Here is a 25,381-nt window from a genome sequence, read left to right as displayed (position 1 = left end):
GTACCCGGCCGCTCGACGGCCGCACCGCGGAGGGGGGGGGGCCCGGCGCCCCCCCCCGCGGGGGGCCGGGGGGGGGGGGCGGCGCCCCCGGGGGGGGGGCCGGGGGGGGGGGGGTGGGGGGGGGGCCCGGGGGGCCCCCCCCGGGGCCCCGCCCGCGCGTCATGACACCCGACCTCAGGAGAAGCATGTCGTCCTCGACCGTCACCCTCCCCTCGCTCGCCGACGTCGGCGCCCTCGCCCTCGACGTGGACGGGACGCTCGCCGGCGCCGACCACGCCGTCTCGCCGCGCACCGCGGCCGCGGTCGCCCGCGTCCGCGACGCCGGCGTCCCCGTCCTGCTCGTCACCGGGAGGTCACGGGCCAACACCCTCGCTCTCGCGGGCTCGATCGGGCTCGACCTGCCCGTGGTCTGCTGCAACGGGGCCGTCGTGGTCGACCCGCGCACGGACGAGGACCTGCGCGTCGAGACCCTGGCCCCGGAGGAGGTCCGGACGATGGCCGAGCTCGCGGACGAGCTCGGCCTCACCTGCACGTGGTGGACGTCGCGCGACATCTTCATCTCCGAGCCGGGCTTCGGTCGCGACCTCCTCATGGCGCTCAACGAGCAGGACGTGCGCGTCGCCGACCTCCGGGACACCGACCCGCGCTCGATCGTCAAGATCATGGTCGTCGGCCGCGGGGACCGTCTGGACGAGGTCGCCCCCACGGTCTCGCGCGTCCCCCGGATCGCCCGTGCGATGGACGAGTTCTTCGAGCTCTCGCCCGAGCGGGGCGCGAAGTGGGAGGGCCTGTCCTTCGTGCTGGACCGCCTCGGCGTGACCGCGGACCGCACGCTCGGGTTCGGCGACGGCGGCAACGACGTACCGTGGCTGTCCCGCATCGGCTACGGGTTCGCGATGGGCAACGCGCGCCCCGAGGTCAAGGCCGTCACGCTCGCGAGCATCGGCCACCACGCCGAGGACGGGCTGGCCGCCTTCCTCGAGCACGCCCTCGACCACCTGGGCCTCGGCGCCCCCCGGACCGGAGACCTCGCATGACGACCGCTTCCCTCTTCCGCCTCCCCGAGGACGTCCGCGGCGACGACTACGTGCTCGCGACGTACCACCTGCGACTGCCCGCGGGCACCGACGTCATGGCCAGGGCCACGACGTTCGCCGTCGGGCAGACGACCGGCACCTGGGTCGAGGTGCCGGGCCTGACGCCCGAGCTGCGCGCGCGGCACGAGGGACGCGTCGTGCGCGTCCTCGAGGCACCGCCCGTCGAGGTCGGGGGCGACGACGACGAGGTGCACGACTTCCTCGTCCAGATCGCCGTCCCGACGGTCAACGTGGGGCCGCAGCTCCCGATGCTGCTCACGACGCTGCTCGGCAACGACGCGTCGACGTCCGTGCAGGCGAAGCTCGTCGACCTCGAGCTCCCGGACGCCTACGCGCGCGATCTCGGCGGACCCCGGTTCGGGGTCGCCGGCGTGCGCGAGCTCGTCGGGGTCACGGACCGGCCGCTCGTGCTCAACATGATCAAGCCGTGCACCGGGCTGAGCCCGCAGGAGGGCGCGCGGATCTTCAAGGAGACCGCGCTCGGGGGCGTGGACCTCGTGAAGGACGACGAGCTGCTCGGCGACACGTCGTTCTCGCCCGTCGTCGAGCGCGTGCGCGAGTTCGGTCGCGCCGCGCGCGAGGTGCTCGAGGAGACGGGCAAGGACGTGGTCTACGTCCCGAACGTCACCGACCGGCCCGACCGCATGCTCGACACCGCGCGCCGGGCCGTCGACGCGGGGGCCCGCGCGCTCATGATCACCTACGCGACCGTCGGGTACGGCGGCCTGCAGGCGCTGCGCGACGCGGTGGACGTCCCCGTGCTCGGCCACTTCGCCGGCACCGGCCCGTACTTCGAGGGACCCGCCTCCGGGATGAGCGCCCCGATCGCCGCCGGCATGCTCCCGCGACTCGCGGGGGCGGACCTCGTGCTCACGACGACCCCGTACGGGGGCTACCCGGTCCGCCGCCTGCCGTACCTGCGCACGCTGCAGCAGCTCGCGCTGCCGCGCCCGCACGTCGCCCCCGCGCTGCCCGTGATCGGCGGCGGGGTGCACCCCGGCGTGGTCGCGCGGTACGTGCGGGACGCGGGCACCGACGTGGTCCTCGGCGCGGGAGGCGCGATCCAGGGGCACCCGCAGGGGCCCGCCGCGGGCGTGCGCGCCATGCGCCAGGCGATCGACGCCGCGGTCGCCGGCCGCGACGTGCGCGACGCGGCGCGCGAGCACCCCGAGCTCGCCGCGGCGCTGGAGCGCTTCGGCGTGCTGGACTGACGCGTCGACGCACGACGAGAGGGGCGGGTGGTCGTCACCACCCGCCCCTCTCTCGCGTGCGGGTCAGGCGGCGAGCATCGCCTCGGTGCGCCGGCCCGCCGCGTGCAGGAGGTCCCACGTGGCGGCGACGTGCTCGCGGATCTGGCGGTAGACGCCGAAGTACTCGTCGTACACGCGCGTCGCGTGCGCCGACGGCTCGTACGAGCGCTCCACGTCGACCGTCGCCGCGACGGCCTCGTCGAGGGTCGACCACGCCCCCACGCCGACCCCGGCGACGAGCGCGGCGCCCTTCGCGCCGAACTCGCTGCCCGCCGGGACGACGACGCGGCGGCCGAGGACGTCGGCGAACACCTGGCTCCACACGGGGCTCGACGCGCCGCCGCCCGCGAGGCGCACCGTGCCCACCTCCGTGGGGATGGAGTCCAGGCAGTCGCGGATCCCGTAGGCGACGCCCTCGTACACCGCGCGCAGCATGTGGTCGCGCGAGTGCCCGGCGGTGAGCCCGCTGAACGACCCGCGCGCGCTGGGCTTGACGAAGGGCGCGCGCTCGCCGCCGGGCGCGGTGTACCCGTGGAAGACGACGCCGCCCGCGCCCGGCGGGACGCTCGCGACGGTCGCGTCGAGGTGCTCGAAGAGCGACACCGCGCGGGCCCGCGCGTCCTCGTGGAACCCGTGGCCGAGCTCGCGCAGGAACCAGTCGACGTTCGGCGTGCACGAGTTCATGCCCATCGCTCGGACCCACGTGTCCGGGCCGTGCGGGATGACCCACCCGACGTCGGCCGGTGCGAAGCCGGCCGAGAGGTCGTCGGTCGCGACGGTGACGATCCCGGCGGTGCCGATGACCGCCATGCAGTCCCCCGGGGCGATGACGCCGACGCCGAGGGACGACGCGGCGATGTCGACCTGCCCCTTGACGACGGGCGTCCCGGCCCGCAGGCCCGTGAGCGCGGCAGCCTCGGGGGTCACGGTGCCGCACACGTCGGTCGGCGCGAGGAGGCGCGGCAGCACGTGGCGCGCCGCACCGAGACCCCACGCGTCGAGCACCTCGTCCGACCACGTGCGCGAGCGCACGTCGATGCCCGCGAGGCTCGCGTCCGACGGGTCGCCCGAGAGCTCGCCGGTGAGACGGTACTCGACCCAGTCCTTGCACCACAGCGCGGTGACCCCCTCGCGCAGCGACTCCGGCTCGTTCTCCAGGCGCCAGCGCAGGAGGGCGCTCGTCGTCCCCGCGTACGGCCCGGTGCCCGAGACGGGGAACTGCCGGCTCACCGTGCCGTCGGCGTACCACGCGTCGATGAGCTCGCCCGCGCGGCCGTCGGTCCACAGGTAGGCGGGGCCGACCGGCCTGCCGTCGGGCCCGACGAGCCAGCTGCCGTCGCCCTGGCCCGTGGCACCGACCGCGAGGATCTCCTCCGGGGCGACGCCCGCCGCGGCGACCGCCTCCCGGATCGCCTCGTGCGCCGCGGTCCAGACCTGCTCCATGTCCTCCTCGGCCAGGTGCGGGGCCGGGTTGGTGACCGGGACGCTGCGCCCGGCGCGGGTCAGCTCCGTCCCGTCGAGGTCGAAGACGGCCGCCTTGACGACCGACGTGCCGGCGTCGATGCCGACGAGGTACCTGCTCATGCGTCGTGCTCCTCTTCGTCGAGGTGAGGCGCGCGTGCTGCGCCGCCCGTACTGCCCTAGACATACACGGTCTGGCATACTCCTGTCTATACATGCAAAGAGAGGCAAGGAGGCCTTGTGCGCGCCCTCGTGAAGCACTCGCCCGGTCCCGGCAACGTCGCGCTGCTCGACGTCCCCGCCCCGGTCCCCCATGACGACCAGGTGCTCGTCGACGTCGCCGCGTGCGCGATCTGCGGCACCGACCGCTCCGCCGTCGAGTCCGGCCAGGGCTTCGACGGCCGCCGCGTCCTCGGCCACGAGGTCGCCGGCGTCGTGCGGTGGGTCGGCCCGGCTGCCGACCGCCCCGACCTGCGGCCCGGGGACCGCGTGTGCGTCGAGACCGACGCCTCGCTGTGCCTGCGGTGCGCCTACTGCCGCACCGAGCAGTACAACCGCTGCCCCCACCGCACCGGCATCGGCACCACCACCGACGGCGGCCTCGCCGACCAGCTCGCCGTCCCCGGGCGCGCCGTGCACCGCCTGCCCGACGACGTCACGCTCCTGGAGGGCGCGCTCGTCGAGCCGCTCGCCGTCGCCGTGCACGCCGTCGTCGAGCGCAGCCCGGCGCTCGCCGGCGAGGTGGTCGTCGTCACCGGGCCCGGCGCCGTGGGGCTCCTCGTCGCCCAGGTCGCCGTCGCGTGCGGCGCGACCGTCGTGCTCGTCGGGCGCTCGCGGCACGCCGCGCGCCTCGCGACCGCCCGCGACCTCGGCGTGCAGCACGTCGTGGACGCCGACGCCGAGGACGTCGGCGAGGTCGTCGGCCGCCTCACCGACGGGTACGGCGCCCACTCGCTGTTCGAGTGCTCGGGCTCGACCGCCGTCCTCGCCGACGGTCTCACGCACCTGCGCAAGGGCGGGCGGGCCGTGCTCGTCGCCTTCTACCACGAGCGCCCGTCGACGGACCTCGACCTCGTCGTCAACCGCGAGCTCGAGGTCGTCGGCTCGCGCGGCAAGCGGCCGTCGTCGTTCCGCACCGCGATCCGGCTCCTCGGGTCCGGCCACGTGCGGCTCGGCCCCGTCATCGGCGCCGTCGTCCCGCTCGACCGCTGGGAGGAGGCCGTCGAGCGCATGACGCGCGGAGAGAAGGTCGTCGTGCAGGTGGCCGCCGACCTCGACGCCCCCGCAGCATGACGGAGCCCGCGCGCGCCGGGGCGGCGCGCGCGGGCTCTCCCCCGCCGGAGCGGGTCAGGCGTTGGTGACGAGGCCGAGGTCGGCGACGCTCGGCAGGCCGTCGTGCGCCGGCACGACGCGCACCGTGTACCCGAACGGCCCGGACGCGTCGAGCACGACCTCGCCGGCGAACGCGTGCCGCCCCGCCTCGTACGACTCCGCGAGCGCGAGCGGCTCGGCCGTGAACTCCTCGATGACGTCGGCCTCGCTGACGCGCCCGTGCACGACCTGCACCTGCACGTCCTCGGGGCGCAGGTCGCCCAGCGACACGTAGGCGCGCACCGTCAGGCGGTCGCCCACCTGGGGCACCTCGCCGATGCCCGACGAGTCGACGTGGTCGACGCGCACGCGCGACCAGCCCTGGCGCACGTCGTGCTTCCACCGGGCGAGCTCGCGCGCCGGCGCGAGCCCGTCCTCGGCGAGCGCGCGCCCGGCCGCGGCGGCCGGGGCGTACAGGCGCGTGACGTACTCGCCCACCATGCGCGTCGCCTGCACCTTGGGGCCGAGCGTCGCGAGCGTGTGCCGCACCATCTCGAGCCACCGGCCGGGCACGCCGTCGGCGTCGCGGTCGTAGAAGCGCGGCGCGACCTGCTGCTCGACGAGGTCGTAGAGCGCGGCGGCCTCGAGGTCGTCGCGGCGGTCGGGGTCCTCGACGCCGTCGGCGGTCGGGATGGCCCAGCCGTTCTCGCCGTCGTACCACTCGTCCCACCACCCGTCGAGGATCGACAGGTTGAGCCCGCCGTTGAGCGCGGACTTCATGCCCGACGTCCCGGACGCCTCGAGCGGGCGCAGCGGGTTGTTGAGCCAGACGTCGCAGCCCGGGTAGAGCGACTGGGCCATCGCGATGTCGTAGTTCGGCAGGAACACGATCCGGTGCCGCACGGCGGGGTCGTCGGTGAAGCGCACGAGCTGCTGGATGAGGCGCTTGCCCTGGTCGTCCGCGGGGTGCGACTTGCCCGCGACGACGAGCTGGACCGGGCGCTCGGGATGCAGCAGGAGGGCCTTGAGCCGCTCCGGGTCGCGCAGCATGAGCGTGAGCCGCTTGTACGTGGGCACGCGGCGCGCGAACCCGATGGTGAGCACGTCGGGCGAGAGCACGTCGTCGACCCAGCCGAGCTCGGCCGGGGTCGCGCCCCGGTCGCGCCAGGACCGGCGCACGCGGCGGCGCGCCTCGTCGACGAGCCGGCCACGCATCTCGCGGCGGATCGCCCAGAGCTCGCCGTCGCTCACGGCACCGTCCCCGTCGCCGCGCAGCCAGCGCGACGACGCGTCGTCGGCCGTGAGCTCGTCGAGCCCGAGCCGCTCGGCCTGCAGGGCCGCGAGCGCCGGGTCGACCCACGTGGGCGAGTGCACGCCGTTCGTCACGGACGTGATGGGGACCTCGCGCGCGTCGAAGCCCGGCCACAGCCCCTCGAACATGCCGCGCGACACCTCGCCGTGCAGGAGCGAGACGCCGTTCGCGCGCCCGCCGAGGCGCAGGCCCATGACGGCCATGTTGAACACCGTCGGGTCGCCGCCGTCGTAGTCCTCCGCGCCGAGGGCGAGGACGCGCTCGACGGGCAGGCCGTCGACGGCCATGTCGCCGCCGAAGTACTGCGCGACGAGGTCGCGGGCGAACCGGTCGATGCCGGCGGGCACGGGCGTGTGCGTCGTGAACACGGTCGCGGCGCGCACGGCCTCGAGCGCCTCGTCGAACGTCAGGCCGCGCTCGACGAGCTCGCGGATGCGCTCGACGCCGAGGAAGCCCGCGTGCCCCTCGTTGGTGTGGTAGACCTCCGGCTCCGGAGCGCCGGTGAGGCGCGACCACAGGCGCAGCGCGCGCACGCCGCCCACGCCGAGCAGGAGCTCCTGCTGGAGCCGGTGCTCGCCGCCGCCGCCGTAGAGGCGGTCGGTGACCTTGCGGGCGGCCTCGTCGTTGCCCGGCACGTTCGAGTCGAGCAGCAGCAGGGGCACGCGCCCGACGGCGGCCACCCACACGTGCGCGTGCAGAGCGCGGCCGCCCGGGAGGTCGAGCGAGACGCGCGCGGGCGTGCCGTCGTCGTCGCGCAGGAGCGTCAGGGGCAGGCCGTCGGGGTCGAGCAGCGGGTAGGTCTCGACCTGCCAGCCGTCGCGCGTGAGGGACTGCTTGAAGTACCCGGCGCCGTAGAGGAGCCCGACGCCGACGATCGGTACGCCGAGGTCGCTCGCGCTCTTGAGGTGGTCGCCGGCGAGGATGCCGAGGCCGCCCGAGTACTGCGGCAGGACCGACGTGATCCCGAACTCCGGGGAGAAGTACGCGATCGCGGCCGGGAGCGAGCTCCCGCCGTCGGCCGACGCCTCGGCGACCCGCTGCTGGTACCACAGCGCGTCGTCGAGGTAGTGGCGCAGGTCGGCCGCCGCGGCGCGCACGCGCTCGACGAACGCCCCGTCGGCGGCGAGCTCCGCGAGGCGCTCGGGGCCGAGTGCGCCGAGGAGCGCGACGGGGTCGCCGTGCACGGACGCCCACGCCTCGGGGTCGATGCCGGCGAACAGGTCGCGCGTGGGGGCGTGCCAGGACCAGCGCAGGTTGTGGGCCAGCTCGTCCAGGTCACGCAGCTCGGCGGGCAGCAGGGTGCGGACGGTGAACCGTCGGATCGCTCTCACGGAGACGAGAGTACGCAGGCTCGCGCCGCAGCACACCCCGCGTGTCACAGCCGTGCAACGCTTGCACGACGTTTCACCCGGTGGTCCGACGGGCGGCGTCCCGTCCGCCCGACGCGCCGAGCCGCGCCCCGAGTGTCGACCCCCCGCGCCCCTCGCTACGTTGTGCGTGTGACGTCGACCTCTCCGGCCCCCGCGCCGCACCGCCCTCCCGCGCCCGCGCCCGCCGCCCCGATCGGCCGCATCCCCGTGCTGGAGGTGTCCCCCGTCGTCGAGGGCGGCCGCTGGCCCGCCAAGGCCGTCGTCGGCGAGATGGTCCCGGTCGAGGCGACCGTGTTCCGCGAGGGGCACGACGCCGTCGCCGCGACCGCCGTGCTGGTCGCGCCCGACGGCACCGAGCGCACCGCGCGCATGGTCGACGTCGCGCCCGGGCTGGACCGGTTCCGTGCCACGCTCCACCCCGACGTCGTCGGCGACTGGTCGCTGCGGGTCGAGGCCTGGAGCGACCCGTACGGCATGTGGGCGCACGACGCCACGGTGAAGATCGCGGCCGGCGTCGACGTCGACCTCATGCTCGCCGAGGGCGCGCGGCTCGTCGAGCGCGTCCTGTCCGACGCCGTCCCGCTCCCGGGCCGCGACGGGACGCCCGGCGCGCGCACGCCCGAGGACGAGCGCGTGCTCGCCGACGCGCTCGCCGCGCTCGCCGACGGGAGCCGCCCCGCCGAGGCACGGCTCGCGGCCGCGACGTCCCCCGAGGTGCGCGACGTCCTGGACCGCGCGCCCCTGCGCGACCACGTCACGGCGTCGGCCACGTACGCGCTGCGCGTCGAGCGCCCGCTCGCGCTCGCGGGCGCGGGGTACGAGATGTTCCCACGCTCCGAGGGCGCCCGGCGGCTCAAGGACGGGCGCTGGCGCTCGGGCACGTTCACCGCCGCGGCCCGCCGCCTGCCCGCCATCGCGGAGATGGGGTTCGACGTCGTCTACCTGACGCCCGTCCACCCCATCGGCACGACGCACCGCAAGGGCCGCAACAACTCGCTCACCGCCCTCCCGGGCGACCCCGGCAGCCCGTACGCGATCGGGTCGAAGGACGGCGGGCACGACGCGATCCACCCCGAGCTCGGCAGCGAGCGCACGTTCCGCGCGTTCGTCAAGGAGGCCCGGCGCAACGGGCTCGAGGTCGCGATCGACCTCGCGCTGCAGTGCTCGCCCGACCACCCGTGGGTGACCGAGCACCCGGAGTGGTTCACGACGCGCGTCGACGGGTCGATCGCGTACGCGGAGAACCCGCCCAAGAAGTACCAGGACATCTACCCGCTGAACTTCGACAACGACCCGGCGGGCATCTACGCGGAGGTCCTGCGCGTCGTGCGCGTGTGGATCGACCGCGGAGTCACCGCGTTCCGCGTCGACAACCCGCACACCAAGCCGCTCGACTTCTGGGAGTGGCTGCTCGCCGAGGTCCGCGCGACGAACCCCGAGGTCGTGTTCCTCTCCGAGGCGTTCACCAAGCCCGCGATGATGCACACGCTCGCGCGCATCGGGTTCCACCAGTCGTACACGTACTTCACGTGGCGCAACACGCGCGACGAGCTCGCGGAGTACCTCGCCGAGGTCTCGGGCGAGGCCGGCGCGTACATGCGCCCGAGCTTCTGGCCCACGACGCACGACATCCTGCCGCCCTACCTCCAGCACGGGGGCGTCGCGGGCTTCGCCGTGCGCGCGGTCCTCGCCGCGCTCGGCTCGCCCACGTGGGGGATCTACTCCGGGTACGAGCTCGTCGAGAACGTGCCGCGCCCGGGCGTCGAGGAGCAGATCGACAACGAGAAGTACGAGTACAAGCCGCGTGACTGGTCGCAGGCCCCCGAGATCGGCATCTCGACGCTCCTCACCCGGCTCAACGAGATCCGCCGCGACCACCCGGCGCTGCGCCAGCTGCGCAACCTCACGATCCACCCGACGACGAACGACCAGGTGCTCGCGTTCTCGCGGCACCTGCCCGCCGAGCACTCCCCGACGGGCGAGGCGGACACCGTCGTCGTGGTCGTCAACCTCGACCCCCACTCCCCGCAGGAGTCGAACGTGCACCTCGACCTCACCTCCCTGGGGCTGCCGCCGCTCGCGGACGGGCAGGACCCGTGGGCCCCCTCGTTCGTCGCCCACGACGAGCTGTCCGGCGAGAGCTACGGCTGGGGCCAGGACGTCTACGTCCGGCTCGAGCCGATGCGCCAGGTCGCGCACGTGGTCCACGTGAGGACGCCGTGACGTTCCCGCGCGACGCCCGCCCGGTCCCGGTCCCGATCGCGGCGCTCCCCCCGCGCCGCCAGCCCACCCCGCCCGTCGACGCGCGACCCGGCCTGTCCGACGACCCGGACTGGTACCGCACGGCCGTGTTCTACGAGGTCATCGTCCGGGCCTTCTCCGACTCCGACGGCAGCGGGACGGGCGACCTGCGCGGGCTCATCGACCGGCTCGACTACCTGCAGTGGCTCGGCATCGACGCGCTGTGGCTCCCGCCGTTCTACCCCTCCCCCCTGCGTGACGGCGGCTACGACGTCTCGGACTACACGGCCATCGCGCCGCAGTACGGCTCGACGACCGACTTCGCAGAGCTCGTGACGGAGGCGCACGCGCGCGGGATGCGCGTCGTCATCGACCTCGTCATGAACCACACGAGCGACCAGCACCCGTGGTTCCAGGCGTCGCGCGCCGACCCCGAGGGCCCGTACGGGGACTTCTACGTGTGGAGCGACGACGACACGCGCTACCAGGACGCGCGCATCATCTTCGTCGACACGGAGACGTCCAACTGGACGTTCGACCCCGTGCGCCGGCAGTTCTTCTGGCACCGCTTCTTCTCCCACCAGCCCGACCTCAACTTCGAGAACCCGCGCGTCGCCGACGCCATGCTCGACGTCGCGCGGTTCTGGCTGCAGATGGGCGTCGACGGGTTCCGGCTCGACGCCGTGCCGTACCTCTACGAGGCCGAGGGCACCAACTGCGAGAACCTGCCGCAGACGCACGAGTTCCTGCAGCGCGTGCGCCGCATGGTCGACACCGAGTTCCCGGGCCGGATCCTGCTCGCCGAGGCCAACCAGTGGCCGCGCGACGTCGTCGACTACTTCGGCACCGAGGACGACCCCGAGTGCCACATGTGCTTCCACTTCCCCGTGATGCCGCGCATCTTCTACGCGATCCGCGACCAGCGGGCGAACCAGATCCTCGAGATCCTCGCCGACACGCCCGACATCCCGCCCGGCGCGCAGTGGAGCACGTTCCTGCGCAACCACGACGAGCTGACGCTCGAGATGGTCTCGACCGAGGAGCGCGCGTCGATGTACGGGTGGTACGCGCCCGACCCCCGCATGCGCGCGAACGTCGGCATCCGCCGTCGGCTCGCCCCGCTGCTCGACAACTCGCGCAAGGAGGTCGAGCTCGCGCACGCCCTCCTGCTCTCGCTCCCGGGCAGCCCGTGCCTGTACTACGGCGACGAGATCGGGATGGGCGACAACATCTGGCTGCCCGACCGCGACGCCGTGCGCACGCCCATGCAGTGGACCCCCGACCGCAACGCCGGGTTCTCGACCGCCGACCCGGGCAAGGTGTACCTGCCGCTCGTCCAGTCGCTCGTGCACCACTACGGCTACGTCAACGTCGAGGCCCAGCTCGAGCAGTCGACGTCCCTGCTCCACTGGGTGCACGGGATGCTCAAGGTCCGGCGGCGCCACAAGGCGTTCGGCACCGGCGACTTCGTCGCGCTCGAGTGCGACAACGAGTCGATCCTCGCCTACCTGCGCCGCACGCCCGAGGAGACGGTCCTGTGCGTCGCGAACCTCTCCGCGACCGCGCGGTCGGCCGCGGTGCACCTGCCGGGGCACGCGGGCGCGACGCTCACCGACGTGTTCGGCGGCGCGCACTTCCCCGACGTCGGCGACGACGAGCGCGTCGTCATGACGTGGGGGTCGCGGGACTTCTACTGGCTGCTCGTGCACGACCCCGCCTGATCAGCGGGCGTCGTCCCTGCCCACGACGGCCTCCGTCCTCGTGACCACCGCGGCGCGCTCGCCGCACGCGTCGCACGTGAACCAGTGCACGACCGACACGCAGTGCCGCAGCGGCACCTGCTCCTGGGTCAGCGAGACGGCCCGGTGCGGACAGTCCATGGGTACCCCTCCTCGAGGCCGTGGGCGACGGGGACAGTGTGCCCGCCGCCGCCCACACCGCTTCGTGCGGCGGGCGCGGCGCGTGCGTGGTGCCATGAAGGCGACCTGACGGAGGAGGCACGCGTGACGGTACGGCGGACGGACCCGCCCTCGGCGGAGCTCACGGCGCTCCTGGACGCCTGGCTGCCCGCCCGGCGCTGGTACCCGGTCAAGGGCGTCACGGTGCGGCACGTGCCCTGGCTGTCGTTCGCGCTCGACGTCCCGGGAGCCGCGGGCTCCCGCTCGCCGGGCGGCGCGCGCGCCGGGGTCCGGGTCGAGCTGCACCTCCTGCGGCTCGTCGGCGACGACGTCGACCTCGTCGTGCAGGTCCCGCTCGTGCTCGAGCCCGCCGACCCGGCGCCCACCGGCGCGACGGCGCCCCCCGGGCCCGGCCCCGCCCCCGAGGGCGGCTCCCCCGGCCGCACGCCCGAGCCGATCGGCGTCCTCGACCCCGGCGACGGCACGCGCTGGGTCGTGCACGACGGCGCCGCGCACCCCGCGTGCTGGGCCGCCCTCCTCGCCGCGGCCGAGTGGGAGGACCGCAGCGCGGCCCCCGGCGCGGCGCTCGCCGACGACCCGGAGCTGCCGGACCTCGCCGACGGTCGTGCGCTGAGCGTCGAGCAGTCCAACAGCTCGGTGCTGCTCCCCCGGGTCGCGGGCGGGAGCATGCTCAAGGTGCTGCGCGCCATCGCGATCGGGCCCAACCCGGACCTCACGATCCCGCGCGCGCTCGCGGCGCAGGGCTGGACGGGCGTGCCGGCCCCGCTCGCGTGGCTCGAGGTGCGGTGGGACGCGGCGGACGACCCGACCGCCGGCGACCCGGCGCCGCCCGGCACCGGCCCGGGAGCGGGCCCGGACGCCCCGCGCTCCGCGCACCTCGCGATCCTCAGCGAGTTCGTCGAGGGCGCGCGCGACGGCTTCGACCTCGCGTGCGCGTACGCGGGGCAGAACGCGTCGTTCGCGGACCTCGCCGCGGACCTCGGCCGCGTCCTCGCCGACCTGCACGCCGCGCTCCGGCGCGCGTTCGACGTGGGCTCGCCCGTCGACGCGCGCTGGCTCGTCTCCGACCTGCGGCGCCGCGCGGACGAGGCCGTCGCGTCCTCGCGCGCGCTCGCGCGCCGCGCGGACGAGATCGCCGCGTTCTGGGACCGCACCGAGGCCCGGCTCGCCGGCGTCACGCGCGTGCCCGACGCGCTCCCCCGGCTCCAGACGGTGCACGGCGACCTGCACCTCGGCCAGGTGCTCCACGCCCGCCGGTTCGGGTGGAAGGTGCTCGACTTCGAGGGCGAGCCGCTGCGGCCCGTCGCCGAGCGCACCCGCCCCGACCTCGCGCTGCGCGACGTCGCAGGCATCGTGCGCTCGTTCGACTACGCCGCCGCCGTCGGGCGCGCGCCCGCCGCGTCGTGGGCCGTGCAGGCGCGCAGCGCGTTCCTCGACGCGTACGCGCGCGCCGACACCGCCGGGGTCGACCGCACGACGTCCGAGGCCCTCGTCCGCGCGCTCACGCTCGACAAGGCGCTCTACGAGGTCGTCTACGAGTCCCGCAACCGCCCCGACTGGGAGCCCATCCCCCTGACCGCCGTGGACCGCCTGCTCGCCGGGAACGCGTGACCCGGGCCGCGGCACCGCGGGGCGCGCCCGACCGGCGAGCCCGTCATGTGCGCGACACGGGGACGTGGAAAGGTTGGCCCATGACAGGGCCAGCCGACTCCGCCACCCCGCCACCCGTCGTCGTGCCGCCGGACGCGCTCGCCGCCGCGGCGGCGGGACGCACGTTCGACCCGCACGCCGTGCTGGGCCCCCACCTCGCGGACGACACCGCGGACGCCCGGGCCGTCGTCCGCGTCCTGCGCCCCCTCGCGGACGAGGTCGTCGTCGTCACGACCGACGGCGAGCACGCGGCCGCGCACGAGCAGGACGGCGTGTGGGCCGCCGTCGTGCCGGTGCACCGGGGCGAGGACGGGACGCGCCACGCGCCCGACTACCGGGTCCGCGCGCGCTACGGGCAGGAGACCACGACCGTCGACGACCCCTACCGGTTCCTGCCGACGCTCGGCGAGGTCGACCTGCACCTCGTGCGCGAGGGCCGGCACGAGGAGCTGTGGCGCGTGCTCGGCGCGAACGTGCGGACGTACCCGAGCGCGCTCGGCGACACCACGGGCACCGCGTTCGCGGTGTGGGCCCCGAACGCGCGCGCCGTCCGCGTCATCGGCGACTTCAACGGGTGGGGCCCCACCCACCCGATGCGCTCGCTCGGGTCGAGCGGCGTGTGGGAGCTGTTCGTGCCCGGCGTCGGGGCGGGCACGCGGTACAAGTACGAGATCCTCGGGCCCGACGGGTCGTGGCGGCAGAAGGCGGACCCGCTCGCCAAGGCCGCAGAGGTGCCGCCCGCGACGGCCAGCGTCGTCGTCGAGTCGCGGTTCACGTGGACGGACGACGCCTGGCTCGCCGATCGCGCGGCCCACGACCCGCACACGCGGCCCCTCAGCGTGTACGAGGTGCACCTCGGCTCGTGGCGACAGGGACTGTCGTACCGCGACCTCGCCGAGCAGCTCACGGAGTACGTCGTCGAGCAGGGGTTCACGCACGTCGAGCTCCTGCCCGTCGCGGAGCACCCGTTCGGCGGGTCGTGGGGCTACCAGGTGACCGGCTACTACGCCCCGACGTCGCGGTTCGGCCACCCCGACGACCTCCGGTACCTCGTCGACCGCCTGCACGCCGCGGGCGTCGGCGTCATCGTCGACTGGGTGCCCGCGCACTTCCCGCGCGACGAGTGGGCCCTCGCCCGGTTCGACGGCACGCCCTGCTACGAGCACGCGGACCCGCTGCGCGGCGAGCAGCCCGACTGGGGCACGTTCGTGTTCGACTTCGGCCGGAACGAGGTGCGCAACTTCCTCGTCGCGAACGCGACCTACTGGCTCGAGGAGTTCCACGTCGACGCGCTGCGCGTCGACGCGGTCGCGTCGATGCTCTACCTCGACTACTCGCGCGGGCCCGGGCAGTGGCACCCCAACGTGCACGGCGGGCGCGAGAACCTCGAGGCGATCGCGTTCCTCCAGGAGGCGAACGCCACCGCGTACCGGCGCACGCCCGGCGTCATGATGATCGCCGAGGAGTCCACGGCCTGGCCGGGCGTCACGCGCCCCACGTCGGCGGGCGGGCTCGGGTTCGGGCTCAAGTGGAACATGGGCTGGATGAACGACTCCCTGCGCTACGTCGCGGAGGAGCCCATCAACCGGCGCTACCACCACCACGAGATCACGTTCTCGATGGTGTACGCGTACTCCGAGCAGTTCGTGCTGCCCATCAGCCACGACGAGGTCGTGCACGGCAAGGGCTCGCTCTACGGCAAGATGCCCGGCGACGACTGGCAGAAGCGCGCCGGCGTGCGCGCGTTCCTCGCCTACCAGTGGGCCCACCCCGGCAAGCAGCTGCTCTTCATGGGCAGCGAGATCGGCCAGCACTCCGAGTGGAACGAGGGCCGCTCGCTCGACTGGGACGGCCTCGCGGCCGACCCCGGGCGGCAGGGCGTGCAGCGCGCCGTGCGCGACCTCAACGCCCTCTACCGCGCGACCCCGGCGCTGTGGGAGCTCGACCACGACCCCGCCGGGTTCGAGTGGCTCGACGCCGACGACGCCGACCACAACGTCCTCGCGTTCCTGCGCCGCAGCCGCGACGGCGGCGAGGTCGCGGTCGTCGTGAACTTCGCCGGGACGCCGCACGAGGGCTACCGCGTCGCGCTCCCGGCGGGCGGCGCGTGGCGCGAGGTGCTCAACACCGACGCCGAGGCCTACGGCGGCTCCGGGGTCGGCAACCTCGGGGAGGTCGAGGCCGAGCCCGTGCCGTGGAAGGGCCGCGCCTGGTCGGCGACCCTCCGGGTCCCCCCGCTCGGCGCGCTCTACCTCGTCCCGGCGCAGGCGCCGGGCGTCGCTCAGTAGAGGCTGATCGCGAGACGCTGGCGCGCCTTGGCGACGCGCGGGTCCGTCGTGCCGACGACCTCGAAGTAGTCGAGGAGGCGCACGCGCAGCTTCTCCTTCGCGTCCGCGTCCGCACCGGGCAGGAGGTCGAGCAGGCGCCCGAGCGCGTCGTCGACGTGCCCGCCGAGCAGGTCGAGGTCGGCGATCGCGAGCTGCGCGTCGACGTCGCCGGGCGCGTCGGCGGCGGCGGCGCGCACGGCCGCGAGGTCGGCGTCGCGCGTGCGCTGCAGGAGGCGGACCTGCGCGAGGCCCGCGACCGCGAGCGCGTCCCGCGGGTCCTGCTTGATCGCCTTCTCGTAGGCGGCGACGGCCGCGTCGAGGTCGTCGCGCTCGATCGCGTCGTACGCCTCCTGGTGCAGCGGCGGGAGCTCGGGCTCGGGCTCCGGCGGCGGCGCGGCGGCGGCCTCGGGCTCGCCGTCGCCCCCGCGGGCCGGGGCCCGGCCCGTGACGCCGTTCGCCTCCGCGGCCTGCAGGACCTGGTCGAGGACCGCGCGCACCTGCTCCGCGGGCGCCGCGCCCTGGAACAGCGGGACGGGCTGCCCCTGGAGCACGGCGACGACGGTCGGCACGCCCTGGACCTGGAACGCGGCCGCGATCTGCGGGTACGCCTGCGCGTCCACGCGCGCGAGGAGGAAGCGCCCGGCGTACTCGTCCGCGAGCGCGCCGAGCTCCGTGCCGAGCTGGGCGTTCGCCTGGTCCGTCGGGATCCAGAGCAGGACGACGACCGGGTACTGCGTCGAGTCCTGGACGAGCTGGCCGAACGACTCCTCGGTGACGTCGACGACGTACCCGCCCGCGGCGGGCGCGCCGCCCTCCTCACCGGGAGGCGGGGACTGCGGCCGGGTCAGCGCGGAGAGGTCGACCGCTCCGCGCACGTCGAACGCGGGCTGCTGAGTGGGTTCGCTCATGGTCGCAATCCTACGGAGCGTCAGGAGTTCGCGACCGACGTCGCGACGTGCTCGTTGCCCACGACGCGGATCTTCTCCTCCGACCCGGCCGGCGGCACGTAGAGCGCCACGACGTCGACGTACCCGACCTTGAGCACGTTCGTCGGCGTCTTGTCGCCGTAGAGCGCCTTGATGGTCTCCGTGTCCGGCGGGACCTGCGCGCCCTCCTCGGCGGTCATCGACTCCTGCGACGTCATCGCGCCCACGACGAGCGCGCCGCCGTCCGCGGTGCGCACGGCCCGGACCTGCTCGTCGGGGTTCGGCGTGAACGTCAGCGCGTACTTCCCGGCCGCCGGCTCGAGCGCCGTCGTCCAGGCCTGCGCGCGCTCGGCGAGCAGGGTGCGGAACGAGTCGTCCTCGAACGTCTCGGCGAACCCGGAGCCCGTCCCGAGGTTGAGCACGTCCGCGTACTGCGCGACGGCGTCCGTCGGCGTGACGAGGAGGCTCGAGTCGTCGGGCGCGACCGCCTCGCTCCCGATGCTCGGGTCGGCGAAGCTCGGCATCGTCACGCCGGGGAGCAGGCGCACCCACGCCCAGAGCCGGTAGTTCTGGCGCGCGGCGCCCTGCTCGAGGACCGACAGCCGCGGCGTCTGCAGGCTCTCGGGCTGGACGCTCACGGCGTACGACGTGCGCGGCCAGGTCTGGGTCGTCGGGATGACGACCTGCTGCGCCTCGGTCGGGAGCTCGGTCACGAGGTCGGCGTTGCCGCGCGCGGCGGCCACGGCGAGCTGGCTCGTCCGGATCGCGAGCGCGGGTCCCGTCACCCGGGCGTCGAGCCCCGCGGGGTCGTTCGTCTCGCTCGCCGCCGCGAGCGCCGACGCGACCGCGTCGAGGACGACGGTCTCCTGCGTCTCGGTGAGGACCGGCGGCGGCGGGTCCTGGGTGGGGTCGGGCTGCGGTGTCGGCAGGGGCGAGGAGCAGGCGGCGAGCAGGAGCGCGCCGACCAGGCCGCCGGACACCCCGGCGAGGTGACGGCGCGCGCGAGCCGTGCCGCGGGTGGTGCGGGTCATCGGGTGCTGTCCTTCGTCTCGTCCGGGTCGCCCTGCGGCTCGGCGGTCGTCCCCGCCGCGGTGCCGCCCGGCGTGAAGCCCCACGCACGGCGCCACGCGTCCGCGCGCGTGCTCGCGCTGTCCTGGGCCGTGGGGTGGCCGGCGGCCGCGTCGACGGTCGGCTGCGCCGCCGTCCGGGGGCGGCGCTCGCCACGCGCCACGATCGGGATCTGGCCCGTGAGCCACGCGCGGCGGGGCTTCTGCCCGCGGGCCTGCTGCTGCGCGAGCCGCTCGGCCTCCTCGCGCTCGCGGAGCTCGCGGCGCGTGAGCATCCGGACCTGCGCGGTGTCGGTCGGCGCCTCGGCGCCGTTCCCCTCGTCCTCGGCGGGCGCGGCAGCCGGTGCCACGACCGGGGTCGACGACGTCGCGGAGCCGCGGCCCGAGGCTGCGCGCCGCGAGGGGCGGAAGCTTGCCGCGCCGATGCCGAGGCCGAGCAGGAGGAGGACCACGCCGCCGACGACGCCGGGCCACAGGAACGGCGTCTCGACCTCGCGCGGCCAGGAGAGCTCGAGCGTCGGGGCGACCGCGTCCTCGCCCACGCCGGCCGCGAGGAGCTGCCAGCGACCGGGCTGGTCGGACCAGCGCAGACTCGCCGAGCCGGCGCCGCTGGACTCCTCGAACCACATGTCCGAGCCTGCGGGGTCGAGACCGACGACGGGCGCCTCGGCGGCCTCGCCCTCGGCGGGGGTCTCCCCGTCCGCGGGGGTCTCCCCGTCCGCAGGGGTCTCCCCGTCCGCGGGCGTCTCGCCCTCGGCGGGCTCCTCGCCCTCGGCCGGCTCCGCGGGAGCGGCCTCGACGGCGCGTGTCGCGAGCGCGTCCCAGTCGGCGAGGCCGGTGACCACGCCGTGCGCCTGCTCGCCGACCCAGCCCGTGACGTCCACCTCGCGCCCGATCGCGAGGGTGACCTGCTGCTCGCCGGGCGCCGTGGCACGGATCGTCACGTCCTCGGCGACGAGGTCGAGCACCCCGGGCTCGGTGACGAGCAGCGTGCCGTCCCCCGTGTACGCCGTCGTCGCCACGACCGTGTCGCTGTCACGCCACACCGTGGCGGACGCGACACCGAGGCCGATGGCGACGAGCCCTCCTACCACCAGGAGGGCAGCGATGATTCGTTGCAGCACCGAGCTTCCCTTCGTCGACCGACGTTCCAGGATAGGTGCGAAACCCCTCGTGGATCGACCGAGAGGGACCGGGCGCGGATCCTCACGAACCGTTCACGGAGCCCTCTCGCGGCGGTCTCATCGTCACCGGCGACCGGGGCACGCACCTCGGCGGCGGGGTGCGTGCACCCACCGGCCGGGAAGCCCCTCGCGCAGGGGTGCGACCATCGTCTCACCTGGTCCGACGCGGGTACCCAGGCCCGCGAGTCCCCCGTATCCTGGTCGCAGCACGGCGGGGCCGTGGCACGTGCGCCGCGCCCTCCTTCCCCAGGAGGGGAGACGCCGCCCGGCGGTGGAAGCCGCGACGAACCAGCACCGGAGGTCATCGACGTGTCCGACGAGCGCACGCTCTTCCCCATCACGATGCGCGGCTACGACCGCGTCCAGGTCGAGGCACAGCTCGCGAAGCTGGAGAAGGCGGTGGAGGACGCGCGGGCGCGCGTCGAGGCCGCCGACGCCCGCGCCATGCAGCTCACGAGCGAGCTCGCCGACGCCCAGCGCCAGCTCCGCGAGGCGGACCGCCCGTCCTACGCGGGCCTCGGCTCGCGCATCGAGCAGCTCCTGCGCTCGGCGGAGGAGCAGTCGGCGGACATCCTCTCCCAGGCGAACTCGCAGGCGGCCGACATCATGGCGCGCGCGAAGCTCTCCGCGGGCCAGGTGCGCTCTCGCGCCGAGAACGAGGTCGCCGAGCTCCTCAACAGCGCGCGCCTCGAGGCCGAGGAGATCCGGTCCACGAGCGCGTCCGAGGCCGAGGGCACGCTGCTGAGCGCGCAGCGCCGCGCCGAGGAGCTCGTGGGCTCCGCCGAGCGCGAGGCCGCGCGCATCCAGAGCGCGATCGCCACGGAGGAGAGCGAGCGCCGCGCGTCGCTCGAGCGCGAGCTCGGCACGATGCGGGCGACGGTCGAGCGCGAGACGACCGAGCTGCGCGTGACGACCGAGCGCGAGGCCGCGGAGCTGCGCGCCCGCGTCGCCGCGGAGACCGCCGCCCAGCGCGAGGCCGCGGAGCGCGAGTCCGCCGAGATGCTCGAGAACGCGCGCCGCGAGGCGCAGCGCCAGGTGGACGAGGCCCAGCGCAAGGCGACCGAGGCGGCCAACGCCGTGACGTCGGAGATGGAGCAGCTGCGCGACCAGGCCCGCACCGCCCTCGCCGACGCCGAGCTCGAGGTCGTCCGCCGCCGCGAGGAGGCGGAGCGCGAGAACGCGGAGCGCCACGCGGCCGCCAAGGCGGAGACGGAGAAGCTCGTCTCGACCGCCGAGGAGCACGCCGCCGAGGCGGAGAAGCGCGTCGCGCTCGCGCTCGAGCAGGCGGAGAAGGTCCGCTCGGAGTCCGACGCCTACGTCAAGGACCTCATGTCGACGGCCCGCCGCAACGCCGACCAGATCGTCGCCGAGGCGCGCGCGTTCGCGGAGCAGACCGTGTCGGACGCGAAGGCGGAGGCCGAGCAGCAGCGCAACGTCGCGCAGCGCCAGCTCGAGGACCTCACGCGCCAGCACGACTCGATCAACACGTACCTCGACGAGCTGCGCGGCCTCCTCGGCGGCGGCGACGCCGAGGCGAAGGCACCGGTCAAGAAGGCGGCGGTCCCCGCCGGCACGCCCGCGCAGCAGGCCCGCGCCGCGACGCTCATGACCGCGGAGTTCCCGGTCGTCGCGGAGGAGCCGGCGCAGCCCGCCGGCTCGGGCACGTCGAGCAAGCGGCGTCCGGCGAGCCCGGTCGACGCGGACGCGGACGCCGAGTCCGACGCCCCGGCGCCGGCCTGACCCGTGGCCCGGGCCGGGTCCCCCGCGGGCGGCTCGGGGCCCGCTGCCGACGACTGGCGTCGGCAGCGGACCGAGGCCGCCGCGCACCAGCAGCGTGAGCTCGACCGGCAGCGGGCCCGCGAGAGCGCGGCGGCCCGCGCGCTCCTCGCGGACTTCGTGGCCCGGGCGCGCGAGCGCGGCCTGGCGCCCGAGCCGCTGCGGGCGCGCTCGTTCGACGGGAGCACCACCTACCGGACCCCGCTCACGGGCTGGTACCTGCGCCGCAACCGCAGCGTCGCGGTCGGCGAGGACGGGGAGTTCTACGTGCTGAGCGTCCCCGGCAGCGTGCTCGGAGGGCTCCGCGGCGTGAGCGTCGAACCCTCCGACCCGCCCCTCGTCCTGGGCAAGGGCGGCCGCGACGGCGAGTCGATCGACCTCGCGGACGCGCTCGCGCTCGTGCTCGACGGCGCCTGACGGCACTGCCCGCTGGGAGGCGCCGCGCGCTCCGGACGGCGGCGCGCGTCAGACGGCGGCGCGTGCGAGCACGTCCGCCAGGGCGTCGGCCACCGCCGCGGGGTCCTCGACCGCGCTGAGGTGACCCACCCCGGGGACCTGGACGAGCTGCGCGGACGCGGCGGCCGCGGCCATGTGCTCGGCCTCGCCGACGGGCGTGATCACGTCCTCCTCCCCCACGACGACGGCGACCGGGCCCGCGAACCCCTCGAGGACGTGCGTGCGGTCGGGCCGGGACGCCATGGCGCGCTGCGACCACGCGACGCCGTCGGGACGCTGCCCGCGGATCCACTCCTCGACCCGCGCCGTGAGCGGCTTGCGCGCGGCCTTGCTCGTCTCGCCGAGCATCGCGCCCGGCATGCCGAGCACGGCGTCGACCGTCTGCGACCGCTCGGCCTCGTCGGCGATGCGCAGGCGGTTCGCACGCGCGTCGTCGGTGTCCGCGGTCGACTTCGTGTCGACGAGGCCGAGACCGGCGACGAGGCTCGCGTGCCGCTCCGCGAGCGCCAGCGCGACGTACCCGCCCATCGACAGGCCCGCCACGACAGCGCGCGTGATGCCCGCGGCGGTGAGGGCGGCGGCGGTCGCGTCGGCCGACGCCTCGATCGACGGGGGCTTGCCGGTGAGCGGGCTCGCGCCGAGCCCCGGCAGGTCGACCGCGACGACGGTGGGCTCGCCCGGGAGCGCCGCGGCCACGTCGGCCCACATGCGGTGGTCCAGCGGGAAGCCGTGCAGCAGCACGAGCGGGGTCCCGTACCCCTCGCGCAGGGTGTAGGTCTCGAGCGGTGCCGTCGTCACGTCGTCCTCCTCGGGTCGTCCTCGTGCCAGGGGTCCTCCCACGCTCCCACGCCCGCCGCGCGTCCGCCGCGGGAGGCGGCCACGCCCACGGGGGGGGTCGTCGGCGGGGCCGTGGCATCGGGCGGTGCAGGGCCCGGCGTCGGCCGGTGGGGGCCCGCGGGATCAGTCGGCGACGCCGTCGCCGCGGCTCGCGTCGTAGCTCGCCTGGTCGGTGTCGGCGGTGTCGCGGTCGGCGGTCGCGGCCGCGGCGCCGTCGCCGTCGCCGGACCACTCGGTCGGCAGCGGCAGCGGGAACCCGGGCCGCACGTGCCCGACGATCTCGTCGAGCACGCGTCGCACCGACGACTCCCCCACCCACAGGTGCTTCGCGCCGTCGACCCCGATGACCTCGGCGTTCCGCACGCGCGCGAAGCGGCGCCGGGCCTCGTCGGGGCGCAGGTAGTCGTCGAGCTCGGGCACGAGCACCACGAGCGGCTTGCCGAACGCGTCCCAGCGGTCGAGGTCCTCGTCGGTCGCGCGGTGCAGCGGCGGCGAGAGCAGGATCGCGCCCTCGACCGCGGGGTCCGCGCCGTGCTTGAGCGCGAGCTCGGTGCCGAACGACCACCCGACGAGCCACGGGTGCGGGAGGTCGTGGAACTCGGCGAACTCGATCGCCGCGGCGACGTCGAAGCGCTCGGCCTCGCCGCCGTCGAACGCGCCCTCGCTCGTGCCGCGCGGCGACGACGTCCCGCGCGTGTTGAAGCGCAGCACCGCGAGGTCGGCGAGCGCGGGCAGGCGCCACGCGGCCTTGCGGTACACGTGGGAGTCCATGTAGCCGCCGTGCGTGGGCAGCGGGTGCAGCGTGACGAGCGTCGCGACGGGGTCGCGGTCGGCGGGGAGCGCGAGCTCGCCGACGAGCGTGAGCCCGTCCGCCGTGTGCAGCTCGACGTCCTCGCGCCGCGCGGGCAGGACCGTCAGCGAGCGGATCGGGGTCGGTCCCGACGCGTCGGCGCCGGTGGTCGCGGGATCGGGTGCGGTGCTCACCGGGCCGAGCCTAGTTCGTTCAGCGCGGGCGGCGCCGCCCGCGCGCCTGCCAGCACGACGTGTGCCAGTGGCGGCGGTGGTCGAGCGCCGTCTCGGCGCCGAAGAACGAGTCGTCCTGCCAGGCCACCACGTGGCCGGTGCCCGGCGGGATCTCCTGGTTGCAGCCCGGGCACAGGTAGGTCTTGGTCCCGCCGCGCACCGTGCGCACCTGCCACTCGCCGTCGGCCCCGGACTCGCGCCGTGCGCCGCCGAGGGCGCGGTCGAGGTCGAGGGGCGCGGGCTCCGCGCCCCAGGGTCGCTTGCGGGACGGTCGACGGGACGGCATGCGCCCATTGTCCCCCGGGTCGCCGCACCCGCCCGCGAGTGCCCGGCCCGCCGACCGCTCCCAGCGGGTGCCCAGGCGGGACCGCTAGAGTGTCCGCGCCGGTGCTGCACCCGGCACTCGGCAGCGAGGCTCCCCGACCCGGGACGCCGCCCGACCGCCGTCGTGCGGGTGCGGCCCAGACCCGACGGCCCCGCGCCGTCCCACCGACCCGAAGGACCCCCTCGTGAAGCACCGCACCCTGCGCGGCGTCGCCGCGCTCACCCTGGGCGCCGCCCTCGTCCTGTCCGGCTGCTCGTCGGAGGACGGATCCGGCGACGAGACGTCGCCGAGCGCGTCCGAGACCGACGGCGCCACGTCGTCGCCGGAGGACGTCGCGGCGCTCGAGGCCGTGACGGTCTCGGGCGACCCGGGCGCCGAGCCCACGGTGGAGTTCGAGGCGCCGCTCGAGGTCTCCGGTGCCGTCGCGCTGTCCCTCGGGGACGGCGACGGGGACGAGATCGCCAAGGGCCAGGAGGTCACGCTGCACCAGGCGGCGTACTCCGGTGCCGACGCGTCGAAGCTCGGCTCGACGTGGGAGGACGACTCCGCCCAGCCGATCGTCCTCGACGACCAGGTGTACCCGCAGCTCCTCGACGTGCTCGTCGGCAAGAAGGTCGGCACGCGCTTCCTGTTCGCGGCCCCCGGCCAGGACGGCACCGCCGTGCTCACCGTGGCCGAGGCCACCGCGGTCCGCGACGCCCCGGTCGCTCCCGACCCCGCGGACGTGCCGGACCGCGCCGAGGGCGAGGCCGTGACGCCGGCCGACGGCCTCCCGGTCGTCACGCTCGACGGCGCGGGCATGCCGTCGATCGAGATCCCCGAGGGCTACACCGCTCCGACGGAGCTCGTCGTGCAGCCGCTCATCAAGGGCAGCGGCCCGGAGGTCACCGAGGACCAGACCGTCATCGCGCACTACACCGGCTGGAAGCTCGACGGCGAGAAGTTCGACTCGTCCTGGGATCGCGGCGAGCCGTCGACCTTCCCCCTGAGCGGCGTCGTCGCCGGCTGGACGCAGGGCCTGTCGGGGCAGACCGTCGGGAGCCAGGTGCTCCTCGTCATCCCGCCGTCGCTCGGCTACGGCGCGAGCGAGGGCCACGAGCTCCAGAACGAGACGCTCGTCTTCGTCGTGGACATCCTCGCGGCGTACTGACGTCGCCGCGACGAGGGCCGCACCCCGACCGGGGTGCGGCCCTCGTCGCGTCCGGGGACGGGGCGCGCGAGCGGGCCGACGTAGGCTCGACGCATGACGGACGCCTCCACGACCCCGGTCCCTTCCGTGCCCGACGACGTCACCGCCGCGAGCGCGGGCGTCCCGCCCGAGCGCGAGGTGCTCACGTGGGAGACGTTCGGCGTCGCCGCGCGCGAGCTCGCCGAGCAGGTCGTCGCGAGCGGGTTCCGCCCCGAGGTCGTCGTCGCGGTCGCGCGCGGCGGGCTCCTGCCGGGCGGCGCGGTCGCGTACGCGCTCGGCACCAAGGGCGTCGGGACGCTCAACGTCGAGTTCTACACCGACATCGGCCAGACCCTCACGGACCCGCGCGTGCTGCCCCCGCTCATGGACACGTCCGACCTGCCGGGCGCGCACGTGCTCGTGGTCGACGACGTCGCGGACTCGGGCCGCACTCTCGCCCTCGTCATGGAGATGCTCAGCACGCACGGCGCCGAGGCGCGCTCCGCGGTGCTCTACACGAAGCCGCGCACGATCATCCAGCCGGACTACTCGTGGAAGGACACCGACCTGTGGATCACGTTCCCGTGGTCGGCCGATCCGCCGGTCGCGGGCGCGCAGGCGCGACCGAACGACTAGGCGCGGGGGCGGCAGCAGGCCGCCGCCCCCGCGGGACGGGCAGGT

The 25,381-nt window shown here is 75.4% G+C and carries 20 protein-coding genes; 11 read left to right on the top strand and 9 right to left on the bottom strand.

Translation table 11 applies throughout. From position 1 onward, the window contains the following. The first annotated feature begins 185 nt into the window (after window positions 1-185). Both GYH36_RS10455 and GYH36_RS10450 read left to right on the top strand, forming a co-directional pair. Window positions 186-1,037 carry an HAD family hydrolase gene (locus GYH36_RS10455; protein WP_162289813.1) on the top strand — a complete coding sequence of 284 codons (852 nt, stop codon included), beginning with the start codon at window positions 186-188 and terminating at the stop codon, window positions 1,035-1,037. Next, window positions 1,034-2,308: a RuBisCO large subunit C-terminal-like domain-containing protein gene (locus GYH36_RS10450; protein WP_162289812.1), complete on the top strand. Its 1,275-nt coding sequence runs from the start codon at window positions 1,034-1,036 to the stop codon at window positions 2,306-2,308. The genes GYH36_RS10455 and GYH36_RS10450 overlap by 4 nt, the downstream gene beginning before the upstream one ends. 63 nt (window positions 2,309-2,371) lie before the next feature. Here GYH36_RS10450 and GYH36_RS10445 read toward each other — a convergent pair whose 3' ends face one another. Next, window positions 2,372-3,931, bottom strand: a complete 1,560-nt coding sequence (locus GYH36_RS10445) for an FGGY-family carbohydrate kinase (protein ID WP_162289811.1) — start codon at window positions 3,929-3,931, stop codon at window positions 2,372-2,374. Between the two features lie 117 nt (window positions 3,932-4,048). Here GYH36_RS10445 and GYH36_RS10440 point away from each other — a divergent pair, with 117 nt between their 5' ends. Further along, window positions 4,049-5,101 (top strand): zinc-binding dehydrogenase, encoded by a 1,053-nt coding sequence (locus GYH36_RS10440; RefSeq protein WP_151192093.1) that lies wholly within the window; start codon window positions 4,049-4,051, stop codon window positions 5,099-5,101. A 54-nt stretch (window positions 5,102-5,155) separates the two neighbouring features. Here the strand turns inward: GYH36_RS10440 and glgP are convergent, their stop codons facing one another. Then, window positions 5,156-7,762, bottom strand: a complete 2,607-nt coding sequence (gene glgP / locus GYH36_RS10435; protein WP_162289810.1) for an alpha-glucan family phosphorylase — start codon at window positions 7,760-7,762, stop codon at window positions 5,156-5,158. A gap of 168 nt (window positions 7,763-7,930) precedes the next feature. Here glgP and GYH36_RS10430 point away from each other — a divergent pair, with 168 nt between their 5' ends. Together GYH36_RS10430 and treS are read left to right on the top strand one after the other, a co-directional pair. Next, a complete protein-coding gene (locus tag GYH36_RS10430) occupies window positions 7,931-10,024 on the top strand; it encodes an alpha-1,4-glucan--maltose-1-phosphate maltosyltransferase (RefSeq protein ID WP_162289809.1) in 2,094 nt (697 codons plus the stop codon). Then, window positions 10,021-11,763, top strand: coding sequence for a maltose alpha-D-glucosyltransferase (treS, locus tag GYH36_RS10425; RefSeq protein ID WP_162289808.1), 1,743 nt, complete (start codon window positions 10,021-10,023; stop codon window positions 11,761-11,763). Before GYH36_RS10430 ends, treS begins: the two co-directional genes overlap by 4 nt. Here the strand turns inward: treS and GYH36_RS10420 are convergent, their stop codons facing one another. Beyond that, window positions 11,764-11,922 (bottom strand): hypothetical protein, encoded by a 159-nt coding sequence (locus tag GYH36_RS10420; RefSeq protein ID WP_155858597.1) that lies wholly within the window; start codon window positions 11,920-11,922, stop codon window positions 11,764-11,766. It abuts the gene before it with no gap. A 123-nt stretch (window positions 11,923-12,045) separates the two neighbouring features. On the opposite strand from GYH36_RS10420, the gene GYH36_RS10415 reads away from it, so the two are divergent. Continuing rightward, entirely contained in the window at window positions 12,046-13,572 is a 1,527-nt protein-coding gene (locus GYH36_RS10415) for an aminoglycoside phosphotransferase (RefSeq protein WP_162289807.1), read from the top strand. Between the two features lie 80 nt (window positions 13,573-13,652). After that, window positions 13,653-15,899, top strand: a complete 2,247-nt coding sequence (gene glgB, locus GYH36_RS10410) for a 1,4-alpha-glucan branching protein GlgB (RefSeq protein ID WP_162289806.1) — start codon at window positions 13,653-13,655, stop codon at window positions 15,897-15,899. Here glgB and GYH36_RS10405 read toward each other — a convergent pair. Genes GYH36_RS10405 through GYH36_RS10395 form a run of 3 tightly spaced genes read right to left on the bottom strand, consistent with a single transcriptional unit; the run spans window position 15,893 to window position 19,055 of the window. Beyond that, window positions 15,893-16,846: a tetratricopeptide repeat protein gene (locus tag GYH36_RS10405; protein WP_024839256.1), complete on the bottom strand. Its 954-nt coding sequence runs from the start codon at window positions 16,844-16,846 to the stop codon at window positions 15,893-15,895. The genes glgB and GYH36_RS10405 overlap by 7 nt on opposite strands. Window positions 16,847-16,866: 20 nt before the next feature. Further along, window positions 16,867-17,895, bottom strand: coding sequence for a DUF8094 domain-containing protein (locus GYH36_RS10400; RefSeq protein WP_024839257.1), 1,029 nt, complete (start codon window positions 17,893-17,895; stop codon window positions 16,867-16,869). Then, a complete protein-coding gene (locus GYH36_RS10395; RefSeq protein WP_162289805.1) occupies window positions 17,892-19,055 on the bottom strand; it encodes a hypothetical protein in 1,164 nt (387 codons plus the stop codon). Before GYH36_RS10395 ends, GYH36_RS10400 begins: the two co-directional genes overlap by 4 nt. A gap of 369 nt (window positions 19,056-19,424) precedes the next feature. On the opposite strand from GYH36_RS10395, the gene GYH36_RS10390 reads away from it, so the two are divergent. Further along, on the top strand, window positions 19,425-20,855 hold the full coding sequence (locus tag GYH36_RS10390) for a coiled-coil domain-containing protein (protein ID WP_024839259.1): 1,431 nt from the start codon (window positions 19,425-19,427) through the stop codon (window positions 20,853-20,855). A 3-nt stretch (window positions 20,856-20,858) separates the two neighbouring features. Further along, window positions 20,859-21,308, top strand: coding sequence for a hypothetical protein (locus GYH36_RS10385; RefSeq protein WP_162289804.1), 450 nt, complete (start codon window positions 20,859-20,861; stop codon window positions 21,306-21,308). 48 nt (window positions 21,309-21,356) lie between these two features. On the opposite strand, the gene GYH36_RS10380 is transcribed toward GYH36_RS10385, so the two are convergent. From GYH36_RS10380 to GYH36_RS10370, 3 genes are all read right to left on the bottom strand, one after another. Beyond that, on the bottom strand, window positions 21,357-22,145 hold the full coding sequence (locus GYH36_RS10380; RefSeq protein WP_115942934.1) for an alpha/beta fold hydrolase: 789 nt from the start codon (window positions 22,143-22,145) through the stop codon (window positions 21,357-21,359). Between the two features lie 162 nt (window positions 22,146-22,307). Next, window positions 22,308-23,168, bottom strand: a complete 861-nt coding sequence (locus tag GYH36_RS10375) for an alpha/beta hydrolase (protein ID WP_312028590.1) — start codon at window positions 23,166-23,168, stop codon at window positions 22,308-22,310. A 19-nt stretch (window positions 23,169-23,187) separates the two neighbouring features. Next, window positions 23,188-23,493 carry an Rv1322 family protein gene (locus tag GYH36_RS10370; RefSeq protein ID WP_024839263.1) on the bottom strand — a complete coding sequence of 102 codons (306 nt, stop codon included), beginning with the start codon at window positions 23,491-23,493 and terminating at the stop codon, window positions 23,188-23,190. 223 nt (window positions 23,494-23,716) lie between these two features. Between GYH36_RS10370 and GYH36_RS10365 the strand changes: the two genes are divergently transcribed. Both GYH36_RS10365 and GYH36_RS10360 read left to right on the top strand, forming a co-directional pair. Then, entirely contained in the window at window positions 23,717-24,682 is a 966-nt protein-coding gene (locus GYH36_RS10365) for an FKBP-type peptidyl-prolyl cis-trans isomerase (protein ID WP_024839264.1), read from the top strand. 93 nt (window positions 24,683-24,775) lie between these two features. Continuing rightward, window positions 24,776-25,336 carry a phosphoribosyltransferase gene (locus GYH36_RS10360; protein ID WP_024839265.1) on the top strand — a complete coding sequence of 187 codons (561 nt, stop codon included), beginning with the start codon at window positions 24,776-24,778 and terminating at the stop codon, window positions 25,334-25,336. Window positions 25,337-25,381: the final 45 nt, after the last annotated feature.

The sequence above is a fragment of the Cellulosimicrobium composti genome (assembly GCF_010287905.1).
Taxonomy (GTDB): Bacteria; Actinomycetota; Actinomycetes; order Actinomycetales; family Cellulomonadaceae; genus Cellulosimicrobium; species Cellulosimicrobium composti.
Note: the sequence above shows the minus strand (reverse complement) of the source record. Positions and strands in the feature narration are given on the sequence as shown.